Source organism: Hymenobacter siberiensis (genome assembly GCF_018967845.1).
GTDB classification, from domain to species: Bacteria; Bacteroidota; Bacteroidia; order Cytophagales; family Hymenobacteraceae; genus Hymenobacter; species Hymenobacter siberiensis.
In genome coordinates this window covers 1,279,498-1,304,251 of the sequence record NZ_JAHLZZ010000001.1, presented here as the reverse complement: position 1 = coordinate 1,304,251, position 24,754 = coordinate 1,279,498, and the positions used below count along the sequence as shown (strand labels likewise).

Sequence of the window (24,754 nt, the reverse complement as noted above, 5' to 3'; positions counted from 1 at the left end):
GTCAATCGGCGCAACAAGCCGCCTGGCCGGGCAAATTACGGCCAGAAACGGCACGAACCAAGCGGCCCATGCCCTTTCTTATGTACAACAAAATAATAACCGACTAGGCGCACTTGCCGCCGGGTTTGCCTTCTATTATTATCCTCGCCTCAACTGTAGGCCACGCCCGCAATCAGCGCAACCCCGGTTAAGCAGCCAGAATCAACTGTTTAGAAGCCGCCGCGGAACTTGTAGGTCTGGGCCACTTTGTCGATGCTCACGACGTAGGCCGCGATGCGCATCGGGATTTTATATTTCACGCTGGTCTGGTACACCTTCTCGAAAGCGTCGGACATGATGCGGTCGGCGCGCTCGGTCACCATTTCCTCGGTCCACTTGAAGCCCTGGCGGTTCTGCACCCACTCGAAGTACGACACCGTGACGCCGCCCGAGTTGGCCAGAATATCCGGCACCACAAGAATGCCCTTTTCGTTGATAATGGGGTCGGCTGAGGCCGAGGTGGGGCCGTTGGCACCTTCCACGATGAGCTTGGCCTTGATGTCGCGGGCGTTGTGCTCGGTGATAACGTCCTCCACGGCGGCGGGCACCAGCACGTCCACATCGGCGGTCAGCAGGTCGTCGGCATTTTCCATCAGCGTGGCACCGGCGTAGCCGTCGAGGCGGCCCGCGTGCACGTTTTTGTAGGCAATGGCTTCGTCGATATTGATGCCATCAGCGTTCCAGTAAGCGCCCGATACGTCGCTCACGGCCTTAATCTTTACCCCTTTCTCGCTCAGCAGCTTGGCGGCCCACGAGCCTACGTTGCCGAAGCCCTGCACGGCGGCCGATACTTCGGTGGGCTCCAGGCCCAGCTTGGCCAGGGCGGCCAGCGCGGATACCATTACGCCACGGCCGGTGGCCTCGGTGCGGCCCAGCGAGCCGCCCATTACCAGCGGCTTGCCGGTTACTACGGCGGGCGAGGTCGCGCCTACCGTTTTCGAGAATTCGTCCATCAGCCAGGCCATTTCGCGCGGGCCGGTGCCCATGTCGGGGGCCGGAATATCGCGGTCGGGGCCGAAAACGTCTTTCAGGGCCAACGTGTAGGCGCGGGTGAGGCGCTCCAGCTCGCCGACGCTCATGGTGGTGGGGTCGCAAATAATGCCGCCTTTGGCACCGCCGTAGGGAATGTCCACCACGGCGCACTTCCAGGTCATCCAGGCTGCGAGGGCCTTCACCTCGTCGAGGTGCACATGCTTATCATAGCGAATGCCGCCCTTGCTGGGGCCGAGGATGGTGTTGTGAATCACGCGGTAGCCTTCGAATACGCGCAATTTGCCATTGTCCATCGTCACGGGCAGGTTCACGATGACTTGCTTATCGGGCGCTTTGAGAACGTTGTAGGTTTCGTCGTCGAGGCCGAGGATTTCGGCCGCGATGTTGAAACGCGACATCATAGATTCGAGCGGGTTTTCACGGTCCATTATCGGAGCCGGCTCCTTGTACACAGTGTGGGCTGTCATTCGGGAAGGGGATTTAGGGATGGGGTTGGGTGGGATAACAGGTACGGTTTAGGGCCGCAAAGGTATTGCTTTTGTCAGGATGATTCGGGCAAATCCCCCAAACCTTTGGGGCGGGTTTTAATCGACTGTTACTGCGCAGGAACGATGCTGCCGCAGTTTATGGGCCCGCTGGCCGCAGTTTAGCGCGTAGCGCGTAACTGCGAGCCACCACGTAATGCGAGTTTGCAACTCGCTGCCGCGAAGCGGCAATCCCGTACCCACATCATCCAGCGGCGAGTTACAAACTCGCCTTATCCATAGGCCAGCAGTTACGCGCTACGCGCTAAACTGCGGCCAGCGCCGAGGGTATGCGAAGCGGCGCTTCGCACTACAACCCCGCCAGCAGCTGCAGCAGCGCCAGCACCGGCAGCACCAGCAGAAACGCATCGAACCTATCCAACAACCCGCCGTGGCCGGGCAGGATGCTGCCCGAGTCCTTCACCCCCACGCTGCGCTTGAGCATGGACTCGGCCAAGTCGCCCAGCGGCGCGAATACCGCCACCACGCCGGCCGCCACGAGGCGATGCGTAAGCGGCATATCGGGCAGCATAAAACCCAACGCCCAGCCCACCACCAACGTGAGCACGAAGCCGCCGGCCCAGCCTTCCCAGGTTTTGCCGGGTGAGATTTGGGGGGCCATTTTGTGCTTGCCGAACGTTTTGCCGGCGGCATACGCGCCGATGTCGGAAGCCCAGATGAGGAAAAGCAGGGCGAAGATGCGGCGGTAGTCGTAGTGGCCACTTGAAAAGGCTATCTGGCTCAAAAAGCTCATCGGCAGGCCCACATAAAATAGTCCGCCATAAGTGGCAGAAATATTATCAAAAGGTTTACCCCCATTCGGCCACCTTAAAATCTCATACAAAACAAGCCCTACCATTGCGGCCAATGCGGCTACACTAATTCCAGTATAAATTTTTGGGAGTGTTGATAGCAAAAAAGTATTTCTATCAAAAGGGCTTTCTTCTCCTAACGGTGGGTAAATGGTATAGCCTCCACTCGGCAAGTTGAAATAATCATTAACAGCGCCTAGCCCGTAGATGTACACATAAATCAGCAACCCCATTAGCAGGCCCATCCATACAATGGGTTTACTGCCGCCCGCCCGCATCATGCGGTAAAACTCCCACAGCATTACGGCCTGCACGGCGGCGAAGAACAACCCGAACGTCCAGGGGCTGAACCAGACACTGCCCAGCAGCATGGCCGCCCCGATGAGGCCGTAGATAACGCGCAGGCGCAGGTTGCTGGGACCGGTTTTTTCGGGGGTAATGGAGGTATTCGGAGGCGTAGAGTCAGGCAAGTTGGAAAGGGATGTAGAGAGGCATAATTGCGTCTCGTCGTTGCTGATGTTGTTTATTTTGAGCGAAGCAGCACAGTTCCGGTCGTTCAACGCAAGCCGTTTAACGCCGAGACGCAATTATGCGTCGCCACCGCGCACGGCCACGCCCTCGCTGCTGAGGGTGAGCATGGCGGTGGGCGCAGCCGGGGCCGTAAAGTGCCGGTGTAGGACATAGAGCAGCCCAGCCGAGAGCAGCACCGACGGAATGGCTAGCGCCCAGGGCAGGGCATCGGAAGAATCGGGGTCGAAGCCCCAGCCGAACTGGCCACGCTGGGCCAGGTAAAGCAGGACGAGCTGGAAGGCATTTTGGGTGAAGTGCGCGGCCATGCTCACCAGGATATTGCCGCTCCAGAGGTACAAGTACCCCAGCACCAGCCCCAGCACGAAGCGCGGCACAAACCCAAAAAACTGCATGTGAATGGCCGAAAAAATGGCCGCCCCCAGCCACACGCCCACATGCGGCGAAAACCAGCGCACCAGGTTTTTCTGAATCACACCCCGAAACACCAGCTCCTCGGCCACAGCCGGCACCAGCCCAATCACCAGCACCCCCACCCAGAACCGCGCGGGCGAGTTGAAATTCGTCAGGAACTTGGTGAGCACGGCGGCTTTGTCCTCACTGGTCCGCGCCCACACCTCAAAATCGTGCAGTGCGGCCGGGAAATGCGCGCCCGCGTTCCAGGCAATGATGGTGGACATGAACGGCAGCGTGACGATAATGAGCCCCGCCACCACCAGCAGCCATCCCGCCGCCCCCAGCCGGCGCGGGCTGAAATACTCGGCCCAGCCGTAGCCCAGCGCCGAGGCCAGCCCCAGCGCCCCGCCCGTGCCAGCCACAAACAGCAGCACGCCCTGCATCATCATCAGCAGGCTCCAACCCTGCGGGGAGGCTGCCGGGGCCTGCGCCACCTGCTGGATTTCAAGCACCGACATCCCGAAGCCCCACTGCGCCCAGGCGAAGATGATGGCGTAGCCCACGCAGCCCCCCGCCACCAGCATGGCCATTAGCACCAGTATCTGTAGACCGGGGTGCAGCGTGCGGGGCAGGAAACCTTTCATAGCGGGGTACAAGTTGAGAAGGGCGTAAATTTACCGCAGTTTTTAACTTAGGCTTAATTGAACGAAGACAAAGGAACGTCATGCAGAGCGCAGCGAAGCATCTTGCCCGCAGTAAGTAATCCAATCGAAAGGATTTACTATCGAGGCAAAGATGCTTCGCTGCGCTCTGCATGACGGTCACACGCTACCGTTCTGGCACTACTAACGCCTCCTTATAACCCCAGTATTCCCGTGGTCAACATAGGCAACATCCAGCTTCCCGATTTCCCGCTCCTGCTCGCGCCCATGGAAGACGTGAGCGACCCGCCCTTCCGCGCCGTGTGCAAGGCCAACGGAGCCGACCTCATGTACACCGAATTCATCTCCTCGGAAGGCCTGATTCGGGCGGCGGCCAAGAGCCGCAAGAAGCTGGATATCTTTGATTATGAGCGGCCCATCGGCATCCAGCTCTTCGGCTCCGATGTGGAGACGATGGGCGAGTGCGCGGCCATCAGCACCGAGGCCGGGCCCGATTTGATTGACATCAACTACGGCTGCCCGGTGAAGCAGGTGGCCTGCCGGGGCGCGGGCGCGGCCCTGCTCCAGGACATTCCCAAGATGGTGGCCATGACGGCCGCCGTAATCCGCCACACTCACCTGCCCGTGACCGTGAAAACCCGCCTGGGCTGGGACGAAGGCACCAAAAACGTGGAGGAAGTGGCCGAGCGCCTGCAGGACATCGGCATTGCTGCCCTCACCGTGCACGGCCGCACCCGCGCCCAGCTCTACAAGGGCGATGCCGACTGGCGCCTCATCGCCAGCATCAAAAATAACCCGCGCATCAAAATCCCCATTTTCGGCAACGGCGACATTACCTCGCCCGAAAAAGCCGTGGAGTATAAAAACCGCTACGGCGTGGATGGCGTGATGATTGGCCGGGCCAGCATCGGCTATCCGTGGATTTTCCGGGAGGTGAAGCACTACGTGGCCACCGGCCAGCTGCTGGCCCCGCCCACGCTCGAAGAGCGCGTGGCCGCCTGCCAGATGCACTTCGACCGCAGCATCGAGTGGAAGGGGCCGAAGGTGGGCATCTTCGAGATGCGCCGCCACTACGCCCACTATTTCCGGGGCCTGGAGGGGGCCAAAGCCTGGCGCACAAGCCTGGTGAATGCCGAAACCCCCGCCGATGTGCTGGAGATTTTGCAGGAAATAGCCAGCAGCGACGCCGTGCTGGTGGGGTAAGACACTTGCTATTCTGGACGTCATGCCGAGCGCAGCCGAGGCATCTCGCGTGCCGAAGTAAATCAATCGTGACAACGGTATGATTACTACCCCACGCGAGATGCCTCGGCTGCGCTCGGCATGACGTTCTTTTTGTTCAGCCCGACGTTCTTTGTCGTTGCTACATTACCGCTTTCATGATTCCGATATACAGTCAAAAAACCCGCATCAAAATTCTGATAGCCGTGCTGGCGCTGCTCATCGGGGCGGCCACCGTCATCTATACCAATTGGCTGGTGCAGCGCGTGTCGCAGCGGGAGCAGCAGCAGATTCAGCTGTATGCCAAGGCACTGCAATACATTATCAATTCCGAAGCTGAAACCAATACCTTTGTTTTCAACGAGATAATCAGCAACAATACGACCATTCCGGTCATTCTCAGCAGCGACGGCAAGGACATCACCAACGCCAAAAATATCAGCATGCCGGCCCACCTCTCCCCGGCCGATTCGGTGACGCTGCTCGGCAGCGAGCTGCTGCTGATGAAACAGCAGCACCCGCCCATCATCGTGAAATTTGGGGCGGGGCAGGTGAACTACATTTTTTACCGCGACTCGGAGCTGCTGCGGCAGCTGCGTACCTACCCGCTGGTGCAACTGGTGGTTATTGGCTGCCTGGCCGTCATCGCGTATTTCGCGTTCAGCTCCTCGCGCCGGGCCGAGCAAAACCGCGTGTGGGTGGGCTTGGCCAAGGAAACAGCCCACCAGCTGGGCACGCCGCTCAGCAGCCTGGTGGGCTGGCAGAACTACCTGCGCGACTCCGACCGCTTCAAAGACGAGCCCATTGTGGAAGAGCTGGGCAAGGATATCCGGCGGCTCGAAATCATTACGGAGCGCTTCTCCAACATCGGCTCGGTGCCGGTGCTCAAGGACGAAAACCTGTTCCAGACCACCCGCAACGCCATCGAATACCTGCAAAGCCGGGTGTCGAAGAAGGTCATCTTCAAGATTGAGTCGGACCTGCCGATGGACACGCCCGCCCGCATCAACGTGCCGCTGTTCGACTGGGTCATCGAAAATATCTGCAAAAACGCGGTGGATGCCATGGAAGGGCGCGGCTCCATCACGCTGCACCTGCGGCGCGTGCGTACCCGCCGCACCTGGTACCGGCGCGGCACCCCGCCCCGCCAGGTGGCCATCGACATCACCGACACCGGCAAGGGCATCCCCAAAAACAAGCTCGAAAGCGTGTTTATGCCCGGTTTCACCACCAAAAAGCGCGGCTGGGGCTTGGGCCTGGCCCTGGCCAAGCGCATCATCGAGAACTACCACGAAGGCCGGCTCTTTGTGAAATGGAGCGAGCCGGGGCGCGGCACCACGTTCCGGGTAGTGCTGAATCAGTGATTTTTCATTTAACATTTAACAGTCTTTCTGATGGCGCATGTTGCGCCTTTGGACGTACTGTTAAATGTTAATCGATAAATGAAATTACCGATTGGTGATTTCCACGTACGCCTTGCCCGTTACGGGCTGGCCGTTGTGGGTACCGGTTACACGGCACATGCCCTCCCAGTAATACATGGTGAAGGCGTGAAAAAACCGCAGCGCCAGCTCCTGCTGGGGCACCAGCGGCTCCACGGTGAGGTCGTAGCCCTGAGCGGGCACCTGCACGCGCCAAGTGGCGGGGTACTTCTTTTTCGATTTCGGGCTGGTCCAGTACGTGAGGGGCGTGAGCTGAAAATCGGAGCCGGAGAGGTGCACGCTGGGGCCGGTAGCGGCGCTAAAGGTGCCGTTGTTGAGGTTTTTGCCAGTGGCAGAGTTGCGCAGGGTGTTCAGCATGAACTCCTCCTGGGGCTGGTCGAGCTGAATGCTGAGCCAGTCCCAGCCCACGTTTTTGTCCACGATGCTGGTGCAGTTCCACTGCCGGTCATACCACAGTTCGCCGGTTACCTGGCGGGTTTTACCGGCCACGGTGAGGGTGCCGGTGGTGGCCAGGCGCGGGAAGGAATAGTAGCCGGCCATGATGCCGTTGCCGTAGTTTTCGTAGCCGGTGCCGCTGTGCAGCACCACATCGCGCGTGGGTTTGGTGGTGAGGTCGAGGGCGTAGCCGGCATTGGCCTTGCCGGTGAGGGCGGCCTGCAGGTGATAGGCTCCCTCCTGCCCGTCAAATTTCCAGGTTTCGCCGCGCTGGTGCTCGCGCAGCCGCAGCGGCAGCGAGTCGGTGAGTAGCACGGGCAGCTTGCCCAGCTTGTAGTCGAAGTGGAATTTCTGGCCTTGCGGGTCGGTCAGGGCCACGTTCACCATCTGCCAGTCCTGCCGGCCGTCTTTCAGGTTGAAGTGGAAGAAAACGTACTCTACGCCGAACTCTTCGCCGGTGGCCTGGTCGCGCAGGTGGCCGGTGAGATACCACCATTCCAGCGAGTTTTTGGGGTGCACGGCCTCCTCGTGGGGCAGCTCGGCACGGGTAGCAGTGGGGTTGAAGCGAGTAGTGGGGCGGGGCGCGGCGCAGGCAGTAGCCAACAGCCAGATAAGGACAAAACGCAAAACTTTCATACCCTGTCAAAAGGGTTTTCGGGGCCAAAAGGTTTGGTAATTTAGTCCCTTGAGCTGCCAGTTGGCGGCGTAAATTTTATGGTCGTGATTTTCGGTGGTGGCGGAGCAGCCCCTTCGCGCCCCAGGTATTGCCGGATTGCCGGGCTGAATGTTTCGTCGGGTTCCAGGCGGGTTTGCCCGAGTATCATCGGAGGGCGCCGGAGCAGCACCGTCACATCGGGGCCGGCCGCGAAGAAATGCGGGACGTAAGGCATCTGCCATTCTTCATCCTGGCCCTGCGCAGCAGCTGGCTCGGCCAGGCCGGCAATCAACTTGCTGCTGGCAAAACGATGCGGGACGACGAAGGCAAACGAACCGTCGGCCGCCGTATGGGTCTGGCACAGCGTATCGGCTTCACAAATAATGATTGCTCCTGCCAGAGGCTTGCGGGATTCCTGGTCTAGCACCCGGCCCCGCACCAGCTGCCCATCCGGCACGGCAACAGCTGGCTTTTCTAGCGGAATGGCGGATGGCTGGTTGGGCGAGCAGCGCGTCAGGGTCAGCACGGCAACTACCGCCAACGCCAGCCCCGGTGCCGCCCGCCAGGTAAGGAGCCGGCCGGCCGGGCGCAGCTGCCCGGCCCGGAACCGGCCACAGGTATGCTCGCGGCCGGATTGCGCCAGATAAGCCAGTACTTCCGCAGTACTTTTTTGGCTAAAGTCCACGACTGTCTTCTGGCAGCTGGCACAATGCCGGCCTGCCCCGTCCGGCACCATTGCGCTCCAGCTTGCCGCGCATGGCTGGGGAATAAGAATCGAAGTCGGTTTCATAGCCGCAAACTGTGTTTCAGCTAAACAGGAAAGTAACGCCGGATATTGCTTTGCGCCTGTTTGTTTCGCCTTACCCCTTCGGCGGGGCCACGGGCGGCTCGGGCATGCGGATTTTGCCCTTCACCTTTCCCCGGTTGGGCACCGACTCCATGGGCACGACCAGCGCGGCGGGCTGGGGCGAAGCCTTCAGGTCCAACGCCACGGTTTTCTCCTGAAAGTCGAACGGGTTTCCAAAAAACTTCAGCGTCACGCTGCCCCCGGCAATGGGGGCCCAGTCGCGGGCCATTATCAGTTCGAAGTTGCCTTTCTCGTCGGTGGTAGTGCCGAACTGCGTGTCGTTTATCAGCACGCGCACGCCGGGCACGACGGGGCCGCCAACGCCGTCCAGCACCTGGCCGCGAATGATAACCTGGCGCGCCGGGGCCATGGCCGGGTCGGTGGCCGGGGCAGCGGCAGTGGCCACGGGCGGCGGCTGGGGCGGCTTGGTGGCGCACGAAGTAGCCGACTGCCAGCCCAGCAGCGCGAGCCCGGCCAGCAGCCAGCGCCGCCAGCGCGTGGCCGGGGCCAACGGAGCCAGCTGCGCCGAATGAGCCAGGGCGCACACCGGCCGCCCGCCCTGCCGAGCCATAAAGGCCAGGATTTCGGCGTCGCTCATGCGGGTAAAATCCACAACTTCGGTGGCGCAGGCGGCGCAGTGGCGGCCGGAGGCCGTGGGCGACATGGCAGCCCAGGGCTGGGCGCAGGGCTGCGGAATGGAGATGCTGGGGAGAATAGCCATGCGGCTAAAGTAGGGATTTTGGGGGGAGCAACGGGCAGCTGGCTCCCAATGTCAGTTGCGGCGGAAGGGCCGGGTGAGCCAGTATTTGCCCCAATAATAGAAGCGGCGCGGGTGCCAGGGCGCGGGCGGCATGGACCGGGGAAGAAGAATGACCTCGCCCAGCATGCCTTTCACATCGGCCTGCAGGCAGAAGTTTTGCGGCGCGCCCGCGGCGCTCGCTGGCAGCAGGCGCTGCTGCGTCAGGTAGCCCACGAATGACACGATAATCGTCACGTTAGCCGTGTGCGTCAGCTCCGGCGGCACCGTTAGCTCAAACGCACCATTATAGTTGGTGCTGGCCCCGATGGTAGTGCCTTTGAGGTAGATGGTGGCCCCCGGCACGCCCTCTTTACTGGGAAAATCAGTGACAATGCCCCGGAGTATTACGGGCGCGGGCGCCAAATATTCAGGGTACGTCGGAACGGAACTTATGCTCGCGGGCTCGCCCATGGTAAGCGGCCCGGACACTGGGGCAGCAGTAGCTGGCAAAGCAGCTCCTTTTTTCCCGGCCGGCGAAGCAGCCGGCACCGGGCCACCCCAGTAGCGGGCGCGCCATTCGCTGGGAGTTTGCGCGTGGGCCACCATACCGCTGCTTTCGCGCACTGCCCACAGCGCCACGGCCGCCGCCAGCCAGGCCCGCCACCGCGCCGTTGGGGCAGCCGGGGCAGCGCGCTGCAACGGCCGCTCAAGCTGCCCCGCCGCGAAACGGCCGCAGGTGCGGCCATTCGCAGCCCCGGCCAGGTAGGCCAGGATTTCGGCATCGGTTTTCAGGGTGAAGTCGACCACGGTTTTGGCGCAGGCGGTGCAGTGGCGGCCGGTGGCAGTGGGCAACATGGCGGCCCAGCTTTCGGGGCAGGGCTGCGGAATGTGGAGGGCAGTGGTGGGGCGCACGGGCAGGCAGTGAGCGGCTTTGCCCTTCTGATGCCAGCCGCCGCGCAAATGCACACGACCAATTCGCAAAATCCCGTATCTTGAGTAGACTTGTTGCGTAATTTTTGTGCTTAAAATCAGCCTATTACAGGCATGAAATCGCGCTAATTTTATTGGCAATGTGGCTTAGACGTTAGTGCTGATGCGGTAAAGTTAGCTATACTGGTGCGTGAGACCGGGCCGTACTTTTGGGGATGAATTATTTGGCCCTACGCGAGCGGCCGACGCAGTTTCTGGCCTTAACCAGTCTGCTGCCCGCCGAATTTGACGACCTGCTCACCGACTTTGCGCCCCGTTGGGAACGGCATCAGCGCTACCACACCCTCGACGGCACCCGGCGGCGCATCCCGGCCCATCGGGAGCGGGCCAATGCGACCTTGTCCGGTACCGACACGAAGCTTTTCTTCTTGCTGACCTATCTCAAAACCAATTCGTTGCAAGAGTACCAAGCCGCCAGCTTTGGCGTTTCGCAGACCCGCGTCAGCCGCCTGACGGGCCCGTTGCTCAACGTGCTCAACCAAACGCTGGCCGCCCGCGGCCTGTCGCCCGTGCGCGACGGCGCGCAACTGGCCCAGCGCCTGGCCGCGCACCCCGATAAGATCTTTACCTACGACGGGGTGGAACGCGGTATCCCGCGCAACGCGGACCGGGAAGGGCAAGAAGAAGAGTATAGTGCTAAAAAAAAGTCCATGCCTTGAAAAACAACACCTTGTGCGACGATACGCAGTATCTGCACTACCTCTCGCCCACGGAATCAGGGCGCATGCACGACAAAAAAGTGGCCGACGAATACCCCTTGCACCTGCCGGCGGGCAGCGTGCTGCGGCAGGATTTGGGTTTGCTCGGCCATCGCCCGCCGGGGGTGCTGGTCGAGATGCCGCACAAGAAGCCCCCGAAGGGCGAACTGACCTTTTCCCGGAAAATTTACAACCAGCTGCTGAGTCCCTTACGCGTGGTGATTGAGCACGTGCACAGTGGCATCAAACGCTTGCGCATGGTGCGCGACAAGCTGCGGGTCCGCGGCGACTGGTTTCGCGATACGGTCATGGTGGTGGCCTGCGGGCTGCATAACCTGCGCGTCCGCAGCCCACACCGGGTTTATCTCGCACACGAGCGCGCGAATCCCGCTAATTAAGCCGCATAAGTTTTGTTCTCTTTGCAATTTTTGTCGGTTTTTATTGTTGATATAATTAATTGATTATCAAGGCTTTTTGCTTCGCAACAACTCTAGTACCTATCCGGCCGCTCAAGCTCTTTCCACATGAAAACGCTCCTCCGATTTGCGCCGCTGGCGCTGGTTGCCCTTCCCTTGTTCAGCCACGCCCAGCAGCGCGGTGGTAGCGCGGTGGGGCTCGAAATTCCGGCTTCGCCCGCGCCGGCCACCGGGCACTGGCTGGCCGGCGCGTACGTCACGGGCAGCTACGCGCCGGTGCTGGCACCCGGCCTGGCCGGCTACGGCGTGCAGCCCTACCTGCGCTACGTACTGGGCAAAGGCGAGCGGGCGCGGCCCTTCGTACAATATAGCCTCTCGCCCTATTGGGTGCAGCCCTACGGCAGCTACGCACCCTTCGGCGGGGCCGATGGCAGCAGCGGCAACCCGGCATTTGCGCCGCTGCCACTGCGCGAAGCGGTACCCAACAGCTTCAACTACAACGGCTACGGCGGGGGGCTGGGTAGCTTGTCGGTGGGAATGCCGGTGCGGGTGGGCAGCGGCACCATGACGGTGCACGTGGCCGGCAGCCTGCTGAGCGGGCTGCTGCGCTAGCGGCCGCGAACGGGGCTGGCCGCGCCGCAAGCCGCGCCGGGGCATTATCTTTTCGCCCCCAAACCCGCCCCCCGTTCGTTCATGAGCTCTGAAAAATCATTGTTTCGCCGCAAATCCATCGCGGCCATTCTACAAAATCCCCCGGCCGACCACGAGGGCCACGCCAGCCCCGGCGGCCTGGAGCGCCACCTCACCGTGCGCGACCTCACGGCGCTGGGCATCGCGGCCATCATCGGGGCCGGCATCTTCAGCACCATCGGCAAGGCCAGCCTCGATGGCGGCCCGGCGGTGTCGCTGCTGTTCGTGTTCACGGCCATTGCCTGCGCGTTTTCGGCGCTGTGCTACGCGCAGTTCGCGGCCACTATTCCGGTCAGTGGCTCGGCCTATACCTACGCTTACGCTTCGTTTGGCGAGCTGGCAGCCTGGATTATTGGCTGGGCGCTGATAATGGAATACGCGGTGGGCAACATCGTGGTGGCTATTTCGTGGTCCGATTATTTCACCGGCCTGATGGACGGCATCGGGCTGCACATTCCGCTCTGGCTCACGATGGGCACCCAGACAGGCCACGCGGGCTACGAGGCCGTGCAAGTGTTGGTACAAAGCGGCAAGTCGCTGGCCGAGGCTACGGCGGCCGTGTCGCCGGCCCAGCTCGACGGCTACAAGGCCTGGATGCAGGCCCCGGCCCTCACCGACGGCCTGCATCTGGTTATCGACCTGCCCGCTTTCACCATCACCGTGGCCATTACGGCGCTGGTGTACATCGGCATCAAGGAGAGCAAGAACGTTTCCAACCTGCTGGTGCTATTGAAGTTAATAATTGTGTTTGTCGTGATTGCGGTGGGCGCGTTCTACGTGCAGCCGGCCAACTGGCACCCCTTCGCCCCCAACGGCGTTGGCGGCGTGCTAAAGGGCGTATCGGCGGTGTTCTTCGCCTACATCGGCTTCGATGCCATCTCGACCACGGCCGAGGAGTGCAAGAACCCGCAGCGCGACCTGCCCAAGGCCATGATGTATGCCCTCATCATCTGCACGGTGCTGTATGTCATTATCACCATAGTACTTACGGGCATGGTGTCGTATAAGGAGCTGGGCGTGGGCGACCCGCTTTCCTTCGTATTTGCCAAAGTGGGCTTGCCGCGCCTGTCGGGGCTGGTGGCGGTGAGCGCGGTATTTGCCATGGCCTCGGTACTGCTGGTGTTTCAGCTGGGCCAGCCGCGTATCTGGCTCACCATGAGCCGCGATGGATTGCTGCCGTCGGTATTTTCGCGCATTCACCCGCGCTTTCACACGCCGTCGTTCGCTACCATCGTCACGGGCTTTTTCGTGGCGGTGCCGGCGCTCATTCTGAATATGGATTTGGTGGTCGACCTCACCAGCATCGGCACGCTGTTCGCGTTTGCGCTCGTGTGCGGCGGCATTCTCATCATCGACCCCTATGGCAAGTCGGAGGCCCGTTTCAAGGTGCCCTACATCAACGGGAAATGGCTGGTGCCGCTCATTCTGGCGCTGGGCGCATACCTGGTGTTCCGCTTCAATGCCACCGGCAACCACGAGTTCTGGCTTGATGCCACCGGGCAGCACGGCTGGCTGCAAATCGATGCGAGCAGCGGCAAAGTGACGGGCGGCTTCGCCCACCAGATTCCGGCGCTGGTGTTCCTGCTGTTTTGCGTGAGCATGAGCGTACTCTCGTTCCGCAAGCGGCTCTCGCTGCTGCCCACCCTGGGCCTGCTCATCAACCTGTATCTGATGACGGAGCTGGGCATCAGCAACTGGACGCTGTTTTTTGTGTGGCTGCTGATTGGGCTGGCCGTGTATTTCGGGTACGGATACAAGAATTCGAAGCTGGGAAAGGTAGCCGTAGCACCCGTAGCGCAGTAAGCGCACCGGCCGGTAAATCAGCCTCTCCGCGTACGCAGAGAGGCGGCCAGCGTGCTTTTTTAATCCCGGGTTTTTCCTGCCAAATTCTTGGTTCCAGCCGCCTTCCTCACCTTTCGCCTGCACGGCACCATTCCCGCCGCCACCGGCTGCGAGCTGGCCGCCGAATTGCGCCTGGCCCGGGAAGCCGGCACCGACCACCAGCGCGCCCAGAAGCAGTTCTTTGCCCGATTTGATGCCGTGCTGGACCGGGCACCCATCGGGGCGGGGTATTTCGAAAACGAGAAGATGGCCGAGGTGCTGGCCGGCGAAATCATGATGCTGGAAGAAACCGGCTTCACCGTCCACGGCTTCGCCATTCTGCCCAACCACGCGCACATCGTGCTGCATTTACCGGCCAGCAGCAACCTGTCTTTCGCCAAAGCAATTGACCTGCTCCACCTGCGCACGGGCACCGCCTGCCGCCGCCTAGTGCGCCCCAAGCTCCCGCCCGAAGCCCAGTTCTGGCAGGTGGGCTGGTTCAATTACGAGGTGCAGGGCGAAGCCGAGCTGACGCGGGTGCTGGCCTACGTGCGCGGCAACGCCCGGCAGGCCGGGTTGCCAGCGCGGTTTCAGGAGTGGCCGTATGTGAGTGAAGGAAAGGAGAAATAAACGGTCATGCCGAGCGGAGCCGAGGCATCTCGCGTGCCACCACTAATTCTTTTCTCGCGAGTGAGCTACTACCACACGCGAGATACCTCGGCTCCGCTCGGCATGACTGCTCTTCCACTTCCTCCCCAATCCCAACCCCTCCGCCAGCCCGTAACTCCGGCTGCTTATGCGCCTGTTGCTCCTGCTGATTCTCTGCTTATCCGGCTCCGTAAGCCGCGCCGCGCCCGCCCCGGTCGATACCCTGCGGCCCCTCAGCCCCGCCCGGCTGCTAACCTACACCTATGCGAATGACCTATTCTTTCGCACCGACTACTACTTCACGCAAGGCATGACGCTCACGCTGGTGCACCCGGCCCTGGCGCGGCTGCCGGTGCGGCACCTGCTGGCGGCCGGCCCGCGCGGCAGCACGCAGCAATACGACCTCACGCTGCGCTACGACGGCTTTACGCCCCTACGTATTCAGGATGCCTTTATTCGGGTGGGCGACCGGCCCTACGCGGCGTATTTGTACGGGTCGTTTTCCCGAATCAGCAACCAGCCTAGGCGGCACCAGCGCCTGACCACGGCGCTGGAAATCGGCTTCATCGGGCCGGCGGCGGGCGGCAAGGAGCTGCAAACCGCCATTCACCGCGTCACGGGCAACGCCGAGCCGCGCGGCTGGGACTATCAGATTCGCAATGCGCCCATTATCGGCTACCGGGTGGAAGTTGAGCAACTGCTGGCTGCTGGCCGCTTCGCAGAAGTGCTGGGCAACGCGGAGGCTTCGCTGAGCACACTGTACACGTATGCCGACACTGGGCTGCGGCTGCGAGTAGGAAAATTCAGGCCCTATTTCATGAATCCGCAGGCGACAGGCCCGGAGCACAAAAACGAGACCCCACCTTGGCAGCTTTACGGCGAAGCCTCGCTGACTGGCCGCCTCATCGGCTACGATGCCACTTTGCAGGGCAGCCCCTTCACCAACCGCGACCCGTACACGCTGCCCGCCAGCGACGTGCGGCGGGCCGTGCTGCGCAGCACGGGCGGCGTGGTGCTGGCCCACGGCGGCGTGAGCTTCGCCGCCACCGCCACCTGGGTTTCGCCGGAGTTTGCTGGGGGCCGCTCGCACCGCTGGGGGCATTTGGGGCTGACGGTGGGGTTCTGAGCGAACGTCTACCTCACCCCCTGACCCCCTCTTTTTTGGAGAGAGGGTCAGGGGGTGAGGTGGACGTCAGGGCTCAAAGCATACCTACTTTGCCCGGTGAATAATCAACACACCTGCTAGAATAACCACCATGCCGGCGAAGTGCCAGAGGTTGAAGGCCTCGCCATCGAGCGCGCCCCAGGCCAGCGCCACGATGGGAATGAGGTAGGTACTGGACGACGCAAACAGCGCGGTGGATTGCTGAATCAGCTTATTGAACAGCACCATCGCCACCGCCGTGCTCATGGTGGCCAGCAGGGCGATGTAGCCAAACGCCATCCACGCCCCCGGCACGGTGGCCAGCTTGTGCAGGAAGGCCGTGCCCAGCAGCAGATATACCAGCGCCGGCCCGCCAATGAGCAGCAACAGTACCGACGTCACCGCCACGGGCGTCAGGCCACCCAGCTTGTACTTAATCACATTCACGCTCAGGCCGTAGCCGACCGTAGCAATTAGAATATAGATGCCGTACCAGGCGTTGCCTTCGCCCGTGGGTGTATCGGTACCGCCGCTGCCGCCGAGCAGCAGCATCACCACCGTGCCCACCAGGCCCAGCGAAATTCCCAGCACCCGCAGGCTCGTGAGACGCTGCCCAAACAGCAGAGCACCCATCAGCAGCGTGAACACCACCGTGAGGGCATTGAGCACGCCCGCTAGCCCCGAAGCCAGCTTGGTTTCGGCATAGGCAAATAGAAACGCCGGAATGAGCGTACCCACCACCCCACTAATTGCCAGCCACTTGAAACGACTACGCTCAACCTTGCCCACATGGCGCAGAGCAAACGGCAGCAGCAGCAACGCCGCTACGCTCACACGGGTAGCCCCGAGCTCTGTGGCCGAAAACACGACCAGCCCTTTCTTCATCAGGATAAACGACGTGCCCCAGATGGAAGCCAGAATAATCAGCAGCATCCACGCCACGGGCGAGGTAACGGCCGGCGCGGCCGCGGTCGGCGCTTCGGTGGCTTCGAGGGAAGCCGATTCGTCGGCAGCCCCGGACAGGCTGGTTTCGGCAGCGGCCAGCACGGCCAGTGAAGCCCCCCCAGCGGGCATCGGGACGAGTGAGGAAGGGGCAGCGGGTGGGCGTTTGGATAACATACCGCAAAGGTACAAGGCCCTCCGTACGGCGGCCGGCGATGCTCCTGCAGCCGCCGTGACCCAGTGCTTGCCTAATTTTTGTCATGCCGGCCGGGCTCCGGTAGCCTGATTGCCTCTGAGGGTCTATAGAAGCCTGATATTCGTCAAGTTTCCTTTCGAACCCTACTTATGCCTGGGTTGTTAGTATATCCTACCGAAATCCTGCCGTAATTTTGTAGTCCGATTTCGTGTCGATTCCGTCTATGTCGCATCCGTTCAAGGCTGTTAGCCTCTCCTTCAAGAAAGCCCCGCTTGCCATTCGTGAGTTGCTTTCGCTGGATGAGGCCGCCTGCCGCCGCTTCCTGAATATGCTGCACAATGAGCTGGGCCTTAATGACCTGCTCGTGCTAAGCACCTGCAACCGCACCGAGGTGTACTACACCGCCGAGGATGACCGCAGCCGCGAGATTATCCTCGCCCTGGGCCACCTGAAGGACCGCGCCGACATCGGCCAGTTCCTCCCCTATTTCGACCTGCTGCCCGACGCCGACGCGGCCGTGCGGCACCTTTTCGAAGTAGCCATGGGCCTCGAAGCCCAGGTAGTGGGCGACCTGCAAATCAGCAACCAGGTAAAAACGGCCTACCAGTGGAGCGCCGATGCCGATGCCGCCGGCCCCTTCCTGCACCGCCTGCTGCACACCGTATTCTTCACCAACAAACGCGTGCAAACCGAAACCAGCTTCCGCGACGGGGCGGCTTCGATAAGCTACGCCGCCTTGGAGCTAGTGGAAGAGTTGACCGCCGACGTGGCCAACCCCAAAGTGTTGGTGGTGGGCCTGGGCGAAATCGGGGCCGATGTGTGCCGCCACCTGTCGGCCAGCAAGGCCTTCGGCGAAGTCACCATCTGCAATCGCACTCGTGCCAAGGCCGAAGAGCTGGCCGCCGAGTGCAACATGCGCCTCGTTGATTTTGAAGACCTCGTGCCGGCACTGAAAGATGCCGACGTAGTTATTTCCTCCATCAACCGCAGCGAGCCCTTCTTCACCCGTGAGCTGGCCGAAAACCTCGACGTACTCAGCTTCAAGTTCCTGATTGACCTGAGCGTGCCCCGCAGCATTGCCGCCGATGTGGAGCAGGTGCCCGGCGTGCTGGTCTACAACATCGACGCCATCCAGAGCAAGGCCTCAGCGGCTCTGCAAACGCGCTTGGCCGCTGTGCCGCAGGTGCGCGCCATCATCGCCGAAAGCATTGCCAGCCTCAATGACTGGGCCAAGGAAATGATGGTATCGCCCCTCATCCAGAAGATGAAGGCCAGCCTCGAAACCCTGCGCCAGGAGGAAATGGACCGCTACCAGAAGCGCGCCACCCCCGCCGAAAGCAAGCTCCTCGACGAAGCCACCCGCTCGCTGATGCAAAAGATTCTGAAGCAGCACGTGCTGCAACTCAAATCTGCCTGTCGCCGCGACGATGGCGGCCATCTGGTAGAGTTGCTGGGCGAGCTGTTCGATTTAGAGAAGATGGGCGAGCCCGCCGCGTAGGTGTCAACCTCCCCCCTGACCCCCTCTCCAAAAAAGAGGGGCAACCGGAAATGCTTCACACGGAAAAACTATAAATGGAAAGAGCCCGGCGCAATGCGCCGGGCTCTTTCCATTTTGCTACTTGGCCCGAACCGGTGCCCCCTCTTTTTTGGAGAGGGGGTCAGGGGATGAGGTTTTCGCATAGCCCAGCAAAGGAGACTACGCCTGCGCCATCATCTTCTCCCGCTCCTTAATCCGCACGTCGTTATTCACGGCGGTAGGCACCACCGTTACCACTACATATTTCGAGGTGGGCGTGTTGCTCACCTTGGCCACCGAGCCGATGGGCACCAGCGGGTTGGCCTCCGGGAAGTAGGCCGAGACGTTGCCTTTCGGGATGTCGTAGGGCACGGCCACGAACTTCTCGACGCGGCGCTCTTCGCCGTTGAAGTGGCTGGTGATGTCGATGAGGTCCTTCGCCTTGATGCCACGGGAGGCCATGTCGGCGGGGTTCATGAACAGTACCCGGCGCTCGTTGTGAATGCCCCGGTACCGGTCGTTGTACTCGTAGATGGTGGTATTGAACTGGTCGTGCGAGCGCACCGTCATCAGAATCAGCTGGTCGGGCTCCACTTCGTAGCGTTCCAGCGTGGTGGTGCTGAAGTGGGCTTTGCCGTCCTCGGTGGTGAACTTGCGCTCACGCGGGCCGTTGGGCAGGTAGAAGCCACCCGGCGAGCGCAGCTTCACGTTGAAGTTTTCGAAGCCGGGGATGACGCGCGCAATGTGGTCGCGGATGACGTCGTAGTTCTCCGTCATGGCCACCCAGTCGATGCGGGTTTTGTCGCCCAGTGTGGCAATGGCCATGCCGCACACAATAGCTACTTCGCTGAGCTGGTCGCCGGCCAGGGGCACCAGAATGCCCTTGTTCTGGCTTACCACGCCCATCGAGTTTTCGCAGCTCGTCATTTGGTGGCCGCTCTTCTGCATGTCGATGTCGACGTGGGCGAAGGTGGGCAGCAGCAGGCTGGTTTTGCCGGTGGTGAGGTGGCCGCGGTTGAGCTTGGTGGCCACAAACACGGTCAGGTTCTGGTTGCGCATGCCTTCGGCAATTACCTCGGTGTCGGGGCCGGCGGCCAGCAGGTTGCCGCCAAAGCTGAAGTACACTTTGGTCTTTTTCAGGCGCATGGCTTTCAGCGCTTCCACCACATCGAGGCCATGCTCGACGGGCGGCGTAAAACCAAACTCCTTTTCCAACGATTCCAGGAAGCCTTTGGGCATCTTCTCCCAAATGCCCATGGTGCGGTCGCCCTGCACGTTGGAGTGGCCGCGCACCGGGCAGGTGCCCGCGCCGGGCTTGCCAATGGCGCCCTTCATGAGGTGCAGGTTCACGATTTCCTGGATGGTCTGCACGCCTTGGCGCTGCTGCGTGACGCCCATGGCCCAGCAGGTAATGATTTTTTGCTTGCGGGCCAGCATGTTAGCCGCTTCCAGCAGCTGGGCGCGGCTGATGCCGCTGATTTCCTCAATCTCCTCCCAGCTCGTGTTGCGGATATTCTGCTCGAAAGAGTCGAAGCCTTCCGTATATTCGGCAATGAACGGCCGGTCCACTACCAGGCCGGGGTTCAGGTCCTCCGCCTCAAACAAGTGCTTCATGATGCCGCGTAGCAGGGCCATATCGCCATCCACGCGCACTTGCAGGTACAAGTCGGTGATTTGCGTCCCATCGCCCAGCAACGCGCCCAGTGCGCGCAGCGGGTTCATGAAATCCTGCGGATTTTTGAAGTGATTGAGGCCCGCCTCAATCAGCGGATTGATGCTGATGATTTTAGCCCCGTTGCGCTTGGCCGCCTGCAGGGCCGAAAGCATGCGTGGGTGGTTGGTACCAGGGTTCTGACCGATGATGAGGATGACCTCGGCATCGTGAATGTCGTTGAGCGTAACGGAGCCTTTGCCCAGGCCCAGCGTGGGGCTCAAGGCCGAGCCGCTGCTCTCGTGGCACATGTTGGAGCAGTCGGGCAGGTTGTTGGTACCAAACTGCCGGGCGAAGAGCTGGAACAGAAAAGCCGGCTCGTTCGGAATCTTACCCGACGTGTAGAACACGGCCTCATCCGGTGAATCCAGCGCATTCAACTCCTTGGCAATGAGGTCGAACACATCGGGCCAGGCAATGGGCTTGTAGTGGTTGTCGCCGGGGTACTTCACCATGGGGTGGGTGAGGCGGCCGGCGTTGTTCTGGTCGCGGTCGGTCATGCGCGAGAGTTCAGCCAGGCTGTGCTTAGCAAAAAACTCGGGGCCGGCGGCCTTGTCGTCGGCATCAGAAGCAGTGGCTTTGGCACCGTTCTCGCAGAACTCAGCCACCGAGCGGTGCTCATCCGGGTCGGGCCAGGCACAGCTCGAGCAGTCAAAGCCGTTCTTCTGGTTCAGGCCCAGGAGGGCTTTGGTACCGCGTCCCACGCCCCCCTCGGTCCAGCTGAATTGCATGGACTTGACCACGGCCGTTACGCCGGCCGCAATTTTCTCCCGGCCTTCCAGCCGCAAGCCGGTGAGGGCTTCGGGCGGCTGCGCCAGAATGGGCTCATGGTACTTGGCCCCGGCCACATCGGGCACCGGAATGGCTTCCTTGATGTGCATGTCTTCAGGCTTGCTTTTATAATGGTCGGGCGCGGGGGCTTCACCCTGGCCGGCCCGCTGGCCGCTTTGAGGAGCATTTTTGGCAAGTTGGGCGCCGAGGTCGCCTGCTTTACTCGGGTCAGTTTTGGGTGAATCTTCCATGGTGGGAATGTTGATTTTTAAGTAGTTAAATTGAGCTAAGGAAGTATTGGATTTCAAACAGTAATGAGTTGATATTAGTACCAAAACTCGTTCAGCCTTCAAAACCCGATACTCAAAACGTCTTTAATGTCGGCAGTCCAAGTCTTTTTCAACCAAAATGCGGAGGCGCTGGTTTTCAGCCAGCGGCAGGTTGTGCGAAAAACCGTTCTGGTCGGTTTCAACCCAGGTTTTAGCCTGCGTGAAGGGGACAAGGATGGTGAGGGCACCCGGCTCGTAATGTACCTGCACCGGCTCCTCGTCGGGCAGAGTTTGGGGCAGTTCAGAGCCGCGCTCCAGCGCGTACGTGAGGCGTTGTGTGGGGCTCAGGCCGAAATGCACAGCGCCCTCCACCCGGCCATTTTGGGCAAATTCCTCAAGCTCGGCGGCCGAGAGGCGCAAGCGCAGGGTGTCATCTTCAATGCGAAGTTTCATAAAATGCAGCGTTTCGGAGTAGAAAGTTAAACGTCAGGGAGGGGGAAGCCGTTGCCTAACTATAGCTATTGAGCAACTTAATTCTGCCGGGGTTCGCCCACAACGGGTTAAGCCTTTACGCCCCCAGCCGCCAGCCATGGCTGTATACGTTGAAACGCTCGTTGCGCACGAAGCCCAACACCGTCATCCCGAAGCTCTCGGCCGCCTGAATGGCCAGGCTGCTTGGCGCGCCCACGGCCGCTAAAATTCCAATGCCGGCCGCCGCCGCCTTCTGCACCAGCTCGAAGCTGACGCGGCCACTCACCAGCAAAACGTGCTGGTGCAGCGGCAGCCAGCCGGCCAGCAGCGCCGCGCCAATTACCTTGTCCAAGGCGTTGTGGCGGCCCACGTCTTCGCGCAACAGCAGCAGCTCACCCTCGGGGGAAAAAAGTGCCGAAGCGTGCTGCCCGCCGGTTTGCTCGAAGCCGGCCTGGGCAGCGCGCAGCTTCTCGGGCAACTGGTGCACCACGGCATAGCGCAGGTGAGGGCCGGTGGCGGGTAATATGGGGCAGGAGGCCGTCCGCACCGCATCAATGCTGGTTTTGCCGCACACCCCGCAGCTGGAACTGGTGTAGAAATGGCGTTCCATGGCCGCAAAATTGACGTTGACATGCGCGGCGAGCTCGGCGCGCACCACATTGCCGACCTCTTCGGCTTTCTTGACATCGGGGCAGGGAATAATGCCCAGCAGGTCGGCCTTTTCGTGAATAATGCCTTCGGTGAGCAGGAAGCCGGCGGCCAGCTCCTCATCGTGGCCGGGCGTGCGCATTGTCACCGACAGCGTACGGTGCTCGCGCTGGCCGTTGGTTTCATAGCCCACCCGGATTTCGAGCGGTTCCTCGGCGGCCAGCTGGTCGGAGGCGGGCACGGGCGGGCCAGTGCCACTCACTTTCTGAATGGTGGCAAATTCGTAGCTGGCGGCGGGGAGCAGGATGGCAGGTTCCATATAAATAAACAGAGCAGGCAAAGAAACGGGCCCCCAGCCTTTTTGTGCCACAACTATAGCTAACTATAGTAACCAGGGCTGACAAGGGCTGTTTTTGGGGGCGAATGCTGCAGATGTTTAATTTAAACCATACATTGCATCAGGTAGTTCTGGCCGGACTGCTTTGGCGGTGCTTCATAGGCTTATCAACTTATTTTCAGGGCTTACATCACTCGCCTGGCCTAGTTTCCCTTCCGCAATCGATTCCGCCCCTTAATTCTTCATCATCACCTCCTTAACGTACTGGTTCCGATGAAAGTGCTTTCGTTATCGTCCCGGACTTCGACTGCATTGGCGGCTTGTGATGATGCCACCCTGCTCCGCGCCCTGACCCAGGACGATGAGCCGGCCTTCGCCGAAATTTACCAGCGGTATTGGGACGACCTGCACACCCACGCCTGCCGCAAGCTGAGCTGCGCCCAGGAAGCCGAGGAAGTGGTGCAGGACCTGTTCGTGGCCCTCTGGAACAAGCGCCACACTGCGCCTGGCATCCAGCAGCTCAACGCCTACCTCTTCACTGCCCTCAAGTACCGCATCATCGACTGCATCCGGGCGCAGGCCGTGCGCCAGGCCCACGCCAGCGCCCCGCAGCCCGCCCACGCCGCCACCGACCACGGCACCGAAGAAACCGTAGCCGTGGCCGACCTGGCTACCGCCCTGGCCGCCAGCCTACGCCGCCTGCCCGACCACGCCCGCGCCGTGTTTCAGCTCAGCCGCCTGGAATACCGCACCGTACCCGAAATCGCGGCCCAGCTGCAAGTATCGCCCAAAACGGTGGAATACCATCTGGCCCGCTCGCTGCGCCTGCTGCGCGGCTGCCTGCGGGAGTTTGTGGCCAGCGTGCTGCTGGTAGCCATGCTGAGTTCCTAGCGGCTGGGGGAGTAAAACGTCATGCTGAGCGTAGCCGAGGCATCTCGCTTGTGGTAGTCATTCAATCGCGAGAAGAGAATTAGTGGTGGCATGCGAGATGCCTCGGCTACGCTCGGCATGACGGGCTGCATGTCAACTTCACCCCCAATAGTACCCCTTTCCAAAAAAATTTCACACCCCCACTAGGGTACCGCCCCCTGTGGCACGACTTGTAAGCAGACCGGCATTTCCGGCCTGCCGCGCATGAAGCCCTCCTACCTTGCCGACTTACTGAAGCGCTACCTTCAGGATAACACCACGGAGGGCGAAACCTGGACGGTAGACCAGTGGTATGAGGCGCGTGATATGCCCCGTCCGAAGGCCCTGACGCCCGCCGAGCAGGCCGCCGCCAAGGCCCGCGCCTGGCAGCGCATTCAGGCCCGCACGCGGCCCCGGCCGGTGGTATGGCAGCGGCCAGCAGTGCGCTGGGCAGCCGCCGCCATGCTGGGCGCGGGCCTTGGGCTAAGCTGGCTGAACACGGCGCCCCGGACCGGAAGCGGGCTGGCTATCCCCCCGGCGTTCGTGCCAGCCGGACAGCTGACTACAACTACCGAGGCCGACGGCTGGCGGGTGAGCACCAACTCCACCCGCCGCGCCCTACCGCTGGCCCTGGCCGATGGTAGCACCGTGACGCTGCGGCCCGGCAGTCGCCTGCGCTACCCAGCGCAGTTTGCAGCCAGCCGCGAGCGGGTGGTGGAGCTGCGCGGGGAGGCTTTTTTTGACGTGTTTCACGAGTCCAAACGGCACTTCCGGGTGCTTACGCCGCAGCTCGAAACCACGGTACTGGGCACCAGTTTCTGGGTGCGGGCGGTGCCGGGACAGGCCGAAGCCACGGTGGAGGTGCGCAGTGGCGCAGTGAGCGTGCAGCCGCGTCTGGCTTCGCCCGCGAGCCCCAAAGCAGTGGTGGTGCGCCCCAATCAGCAGGTGGTGTACTCCCTGGCCAAGCCGGCGCTGCAACCAGTGCTGGTAGCCGAGCCAGTGCTGCTGCGCCCCCAGCCGCTGCACTTCGACGAGCGGCCGGTGGCGGAGGTGCTGGCCTCACTGCAGGCCGGCTACGGCGTGCCCATTCGCTACGACGGGGCGGCGCTGGCGGGCTGCACAGTGAGCCTGTCCTTCGGCACCGAAGACCTGTTCGGCAAGCTTGACTTACTCTGCAAAACCTTGGGCACCAGCTATGACCGCACCAATGAGGCCATTATTTTCCGCAGTCTAGGCTGCCAAAGCGAATAGATTTTCCGGCGCCCTGGGGCTGCCTTGCTTCTT

Annotated in this window: 22 protein-coding genes; 11 read left to right on the top strand and 11 right to left on the bottom strand. The window is 61.5% G+C overall.

Annotation, left to right across the window (positions count from 1 at the left end):
* Positions 1-209 precede the first annotated feature (209 nt).
* The 3 genes from KQ661_RS05530 to KQ661_RS05520 all read right to left on the bottom strand — a co-directional run bounded on the left by KQ661_RS05530 (position 210) and on the right by KQ661_RS05520 (position 3,936).
* Positions 210-1,499: a Glu/Leu/Phe/Val family dehydrogenase gene (locus KQ661_RS05530; RefSeq protein ID WP_216679724.1), complete on the bottom strand. Its 1,290-nt coding sequence runs from the start codon at positions 1,497-1,499 to the stop codon at positions 210-212.
* Between the two features lie 367 nt (positions 1,500-1,866).
* Entirely contained in the window at positions 1,867-2,838 is a 972-nt protein-coding gene (locus tag KQ661_RS05525) for a phosphatidate cytidylyltransferase (protein WP_216685869.1), read from the bottom strand.
* Positions 2,839-2,955: 117 nt separating this feature from the next.
* The gene (locus tag KQ661_RS05520; protein ID WP_216685868.1) at positions 2,956-3,936 is read right to left on the bottom strand and encodes a CPBP family intramembrane glutamic endopeptidase; all 981 of its coding nucleotides are present in this window, start codon (positions 3,934-3,936) and stop codon (positions 2,956-2,958) included.
* 231 nt (positions 3,937-4,167) lie between these two features.
* On the opposite strand from KQ661_RS05520, the gene dusB reads away from it, so the two are divergent.
* Both dusB and KQ661_RS05510 read left to right on the top strand, forming a co-directional pair.
* Positions 4,168-5,157 (top strand): tRNA dihydrouridine synthase DusB, encoded by a 990-nt coding sequence (dusB, locus tag KQ661_RS05515; protein WP_216679721.1) that lies wholly within the window; start codon positions 4,168-4,170, stop codon positions 5,155-5,157.
* Positions 5,158-5,333: 176 nt separating this feature from the next.
* A complete protein-coding gene (locus KQ661_RS05510) occupies positions 5,334-6,539 on the top strand; it encodes an ATP-binding protein (protein ID WP_216679720.1) in 1,206 nt (401 codons plus the stop codon).
* An 84-nt stretch (positions 6,540-6,623) separates the two neighbouring features.
* Here the strand turns inward: KQ661_RS05510 and KQ661_RS05505 are convergent, their stop codons facing one another.
* The 4 genes from KQ661_RS05505 to KQ661_RS05490 all read right to left on the bottom strand — a co-directional run bounded on the left by KQ661_RS05505 (position 6,624) and on the right by KQ661_RS05490 (position 10,274).
* Positions 6,624-7,688, bottom strand: coding sequence for a lipocalin family protein (locus KQ661_RS05505; protein ID WP_216679719.1), 1,065 nt, complete (start codon positions 7,686-7,688; stop codon positions 6,624-6,626).
* A gap of 41 nt (positions 7,689-7,729) precedes the next feature.
* A complete protein-coding gene (locus KQ661_RS05500) occupies positions 7,730-8,497 on the bottom strand; it encodes a hypothetical protein (protein WP_216685867.1) in 768 nt (255 codons plus the stop codon).
* 70 nt (positions 8,498-8,567) lie between these two features.
* A complete protein-coding gene (locus KQ661_RS05495) occupies positions 8,568-9,275 on the bottom strand; it encodes a carboxypeptidase-like regulatory domain-containing protein (RefSeq protein ID WP_216685866.1) in 708 nt (235 codons plus the stop codon).
* A 51-nt stretch (positions 9,276-9,326) separates the two neighbouring features.
* Complete coding sequence (locus KQ661_RS05490) at positions 9,327-10,274, bottom strand: carboxypeptidase-like regulatory domain-containing protein (protein ID WP_216685865.1); 948 nt, start codon at positions 10,272-10,274, stop codon at positions 9,327-9,329.
* Between the two features lie 164 nt (positions 10,275-10,438).
* Between KQ661_RS05490 and KQ661_RS05485 the strand changes: the two genes are divergently transcribed.
* From KQ661_RS05485 to KQ661_RS05460, 6 genes are all read left to right on the top strand, one after another.
* Positions 10,439-10,942, top strand: coding sequence for a transposase family protein (locus KQ661_RS05485; RefSeq protein WP_216685864.1), 504 nt, complete (start codon positions 10,439-10,441; stop codon positions 10,940-10,942).
* Positions 10,939-11,379, top strand: a complete 441-nt coding sequence (locus KQ661_RS05480; RefSeq protein WP_216685863.1) for a transposase family protein — start codon at positions 10,939-10,941, stop codon at positions 11,377-11,379. The genes KQ661_RS05485 and KQ661_RS05480 overlap by 4 nt, the downstream gene beginning before the upstream one ends.
* Positions 11,380-11,505: 126 nt before the next feature.
* The gene (locus KQ661_RS05475) at positions 11,506-12,009 is read left to right on the top strand and encodes a hypothetical protein (protein WP_216685862.1); all 504 of its coding nucleotides are present in this window, start codon (positions 11,506-11,508) and stop codon (positions 12,007-12,009) included.
* Between the two features lie 81 nt (positions 12,010-12,090).
* Complete coding sequence (locus KQ661_RS05470) at positions 12,091-13,890, top strand: amino acid permease (RefSeq protein ID WP_216685861.1); 1,800 nt, start codon at positions 12,091-12,093, stop codon at positions 13,888-13,890.
* Positions 13,891-13,977: 87 nt separating this feature from the next.
* On the top strand, positions 13,978-14,538 hold the full coding sequence (locus tag KQ661_RS05465) for a transposase (protein WP_216679713.1): 561 nt from the start codon (positions 13,978-13,980) through the stop codon (positions 14,536-14,538).
* Positions 14,539-14,704: 166 nt separating this feature from the next.
* Positions 14,705-15,682, top strand: coding sequence for a lipid A deacylase LpxR family protein (locus tag KQ661_RS05460; protein ID WP_216685860.1), 978 nt, complete (start codon positions 14,705-14,707; stop codon positions 15,680-15,682).
* Between the two features lie 84 nt (positions 15,683-15,766).
* On the opposite strand, the gene KQ661_RS05455 is transcribed toward KQ661_RS05460, so the two are convergent.
* Entirely contained in the window at positions 15,767-16,774 is a 1,008-nt protein-coding gene (locus tag KQ661_RS05455) for a DMT family transporter (RefSeq protein ID WP_226930050.1), read from the bottom strand.
* Positions 16,775-17,061: 287 nt separating this feature from the next.
* Here KQ661_RS05455 and hemA point away from each other — a divergent pair, with 287 nt between their 5' ends.
* Entirely contained in the window at positions 17,062-18,336 is a 1,275-nt protein-coding gene (hemA, locus tag KQ661_RS05450; protein ID WP_216726869.1) for a glutamyl-tRNA reductase, read from the top strand.
* Between the two features lie 198 nt (positions 18,337-18,534).
* On the opposite strand, the gene KQ661_RS05445 is transcribed toward hemA, so the two are convergent.
* From KQ661_RS05445 to fdhD, 3 genes are all read right to left on the bottom strand, one after another.
* A complete protein-coding gene (locus KQ661_RS05445; RefSeq protein WP_216679711.1) occupies positions 18,535-21,087 on the bottom strand; it encodes an FdhF/YdeP family oxidoreductase in 2,553 nt (850 codons plus the stop codon).
* A gap of 123 nt (positions 21,088-21,210) precedes the next feature.
* The gene (locus KQ661_RS05440; RefSeq protein WP_216679710.1) at positions 21,211-21,558 is read right to left on the bottom strand and encodes a DUF7009 family protein; all 348 of its coding nucleotides are present in this window, start codon (positions 21,556-21,558) and stop codon (positions 21,211-21,213) included.
* 115 nt (positions 21,559-21,673) lie between these two features.
* A complete protein-coding gene (fdhD, locus tag KQ661_RS05435) occupies positions 21,674-22,543 on the bottom strand; it encodes a formate dehydrogenase accessory sulfurtransferase FdhD (protein WP_216679709.1) in 870 nt (289 codons plus the stop codon).
* Between the two features lie 291 nt (positions 22,544-22,834).
* Here fdhD and KQ661_RS05430 point away from each other — a divergent pair, with 291 nt between their 5' ends.
* The gene (locus KQ661_RS05430) at positions 22,835-23,452 is read left to right on the top strand and encodes an RNA polymerase sigma factor (protein ID WP_216679708.1); all 618 of its coding nucleotides are present in this window, start codon (positions 22,835-22,837) and stop codon (positions 23,450-23,452) included.
* A 243-nt stretch (positions 23,453-23,695) separates the two neighbouring features.
* Complete coding sequence (locus tag KQ661_RS05425) at positions 23,696-24,721, top strand: FecR family protein (RefSeq protein WP_216685859.1); 1,026 nt, start codon at positions 23,696-23,698, stop codon at positions 24,719-24,721.
* Positions 24,722-24,754 lie beyond the last annotated feature (33 nt).

Excerpts from the sequence above, each read along its gene's own strand:
- KQ661_RS05520 (WP_216685868.1), bottom strand. The coding sequence starts at position 3,936 with ATGAAAGGTTTCCTGCCCCGCACGCTGCACCCCGGTCTACAGATACTG.
- KQ661_RS05485 (WP_216685864.1), top strand. The coding sequence starts at position 10,439 with ATGAATTATTTGGCCCTACGCGAGCGGCCGACGCAGTTTCTGGCCTTA.
- hemA (WP_216726869.1), top strand. The coding sequence starts at position 17,062 with ATGTCGCATCCGTTCAAGGCTGTTAGCCTCTCCTTCAAGAAAGCCCCG.
- fdhD (WP_216679709.1), bottom strand. The coding sequence starts at position 22,543 with ATGGAACCTGCCATCCTGCTCCCCGCCGCCAGCTACGAATTTGCCACC.
- KQ661_RS05430 (WP_216679708.1), top strand. The coding sequence starts at position 22,835 with ATGAAAGTGCTTTCGTTATCGTCCCGGACTTCGACTGCATTGGCGGCT.
- KQ661_RS05425 (WP_216685859.1), top strand. The coding sequence starts at position 23,696 with ATGAAGCCCTCCTACCTTGCCGACTTACTGAAGCGCTACCTTCAGGAT.
- KQ661_RS05510 (WP_216679720.1), top strand. The coding sequence starts at position 5,334 with ATGATTCCGATATACAGTCAAAAAACCCGCATCAAAATTCTGATAGCC.
- KQ661_RS05440 (WP_216679710.1), bottom strand. The coding sequence starts at position 21,558 with ATGAAACTTCGCATTGAAGATGACACCCTGCGCTTGCGCCTCTCGGCC.
- KQ661_RS05455 (WP_226930050.1), bottom strand. The coding sequence starts at position 16,774 with ATGCCCGCTGGGGGGGCTTCACTGGCCGTGCTGGCCGCTGCCGAAACC.
- KQ661_RS05505 (WP_216679719.1), bottom strand. The coding sequence starts at position 7,688 with ATGAAAGTTTTGCGTTTTGTCCTTATCTGGCTGTTGGCTACTGCCTGC.
- KQ661_RS05445 (WP_216679711.1), bottom strand. The coding sequence starts at position 21,087 with ATGGAAGATTCACCCAAAACTGACCCGAGTAAAGCAGGCGACCTCGGC.
- KQ661_RS05495 (WP_216685866.1), bottom strand. The coding sequence starts at position 9,275 with ATGGCTATTCTCCCCAGCATCTCCATTCCGCAGCCCTGCGCCCAGCCC.
- KQ661_RS05475 (WP_216685862.1), top strand. The coding sequence starts at position 11,506 with ATGAAAACGCTCCTCCGATTTGCGCCGCTGGCGCTGGTTGCCCTTCCC.
- KQ661_RS05530 (WP_216679724.1), bottom strand. The coding sequence starts at position 1,499 with ATGACAGCCCACACTGTGTACAAGGAGCCGGCTCCGATAATGGACCGT.
- KQ661_RS05460 (WP_216685860.1), top strand. The coding sequence starts at position 14,705 with ATGCGCCTGTTGCTCCTGCTGATTCTCTGCTTATCCGGCTCCGTAAGC.
- KQ661_RS05470 (WP_216685861.1), top strand. The coding sequence starts at position 12,091 with ATGAGCTCTGAAAAATCATTGTTTCGCCGCAAATCCATCGCGGCCATT.
- KQ661_RS05500 (WP_216685867.1), bottom strand. The coding sequence starts at position 8,497 with ATGAAACCGACTTCGATTCTTATTCCCCAGCCATGCGCGGCAAGCTGG.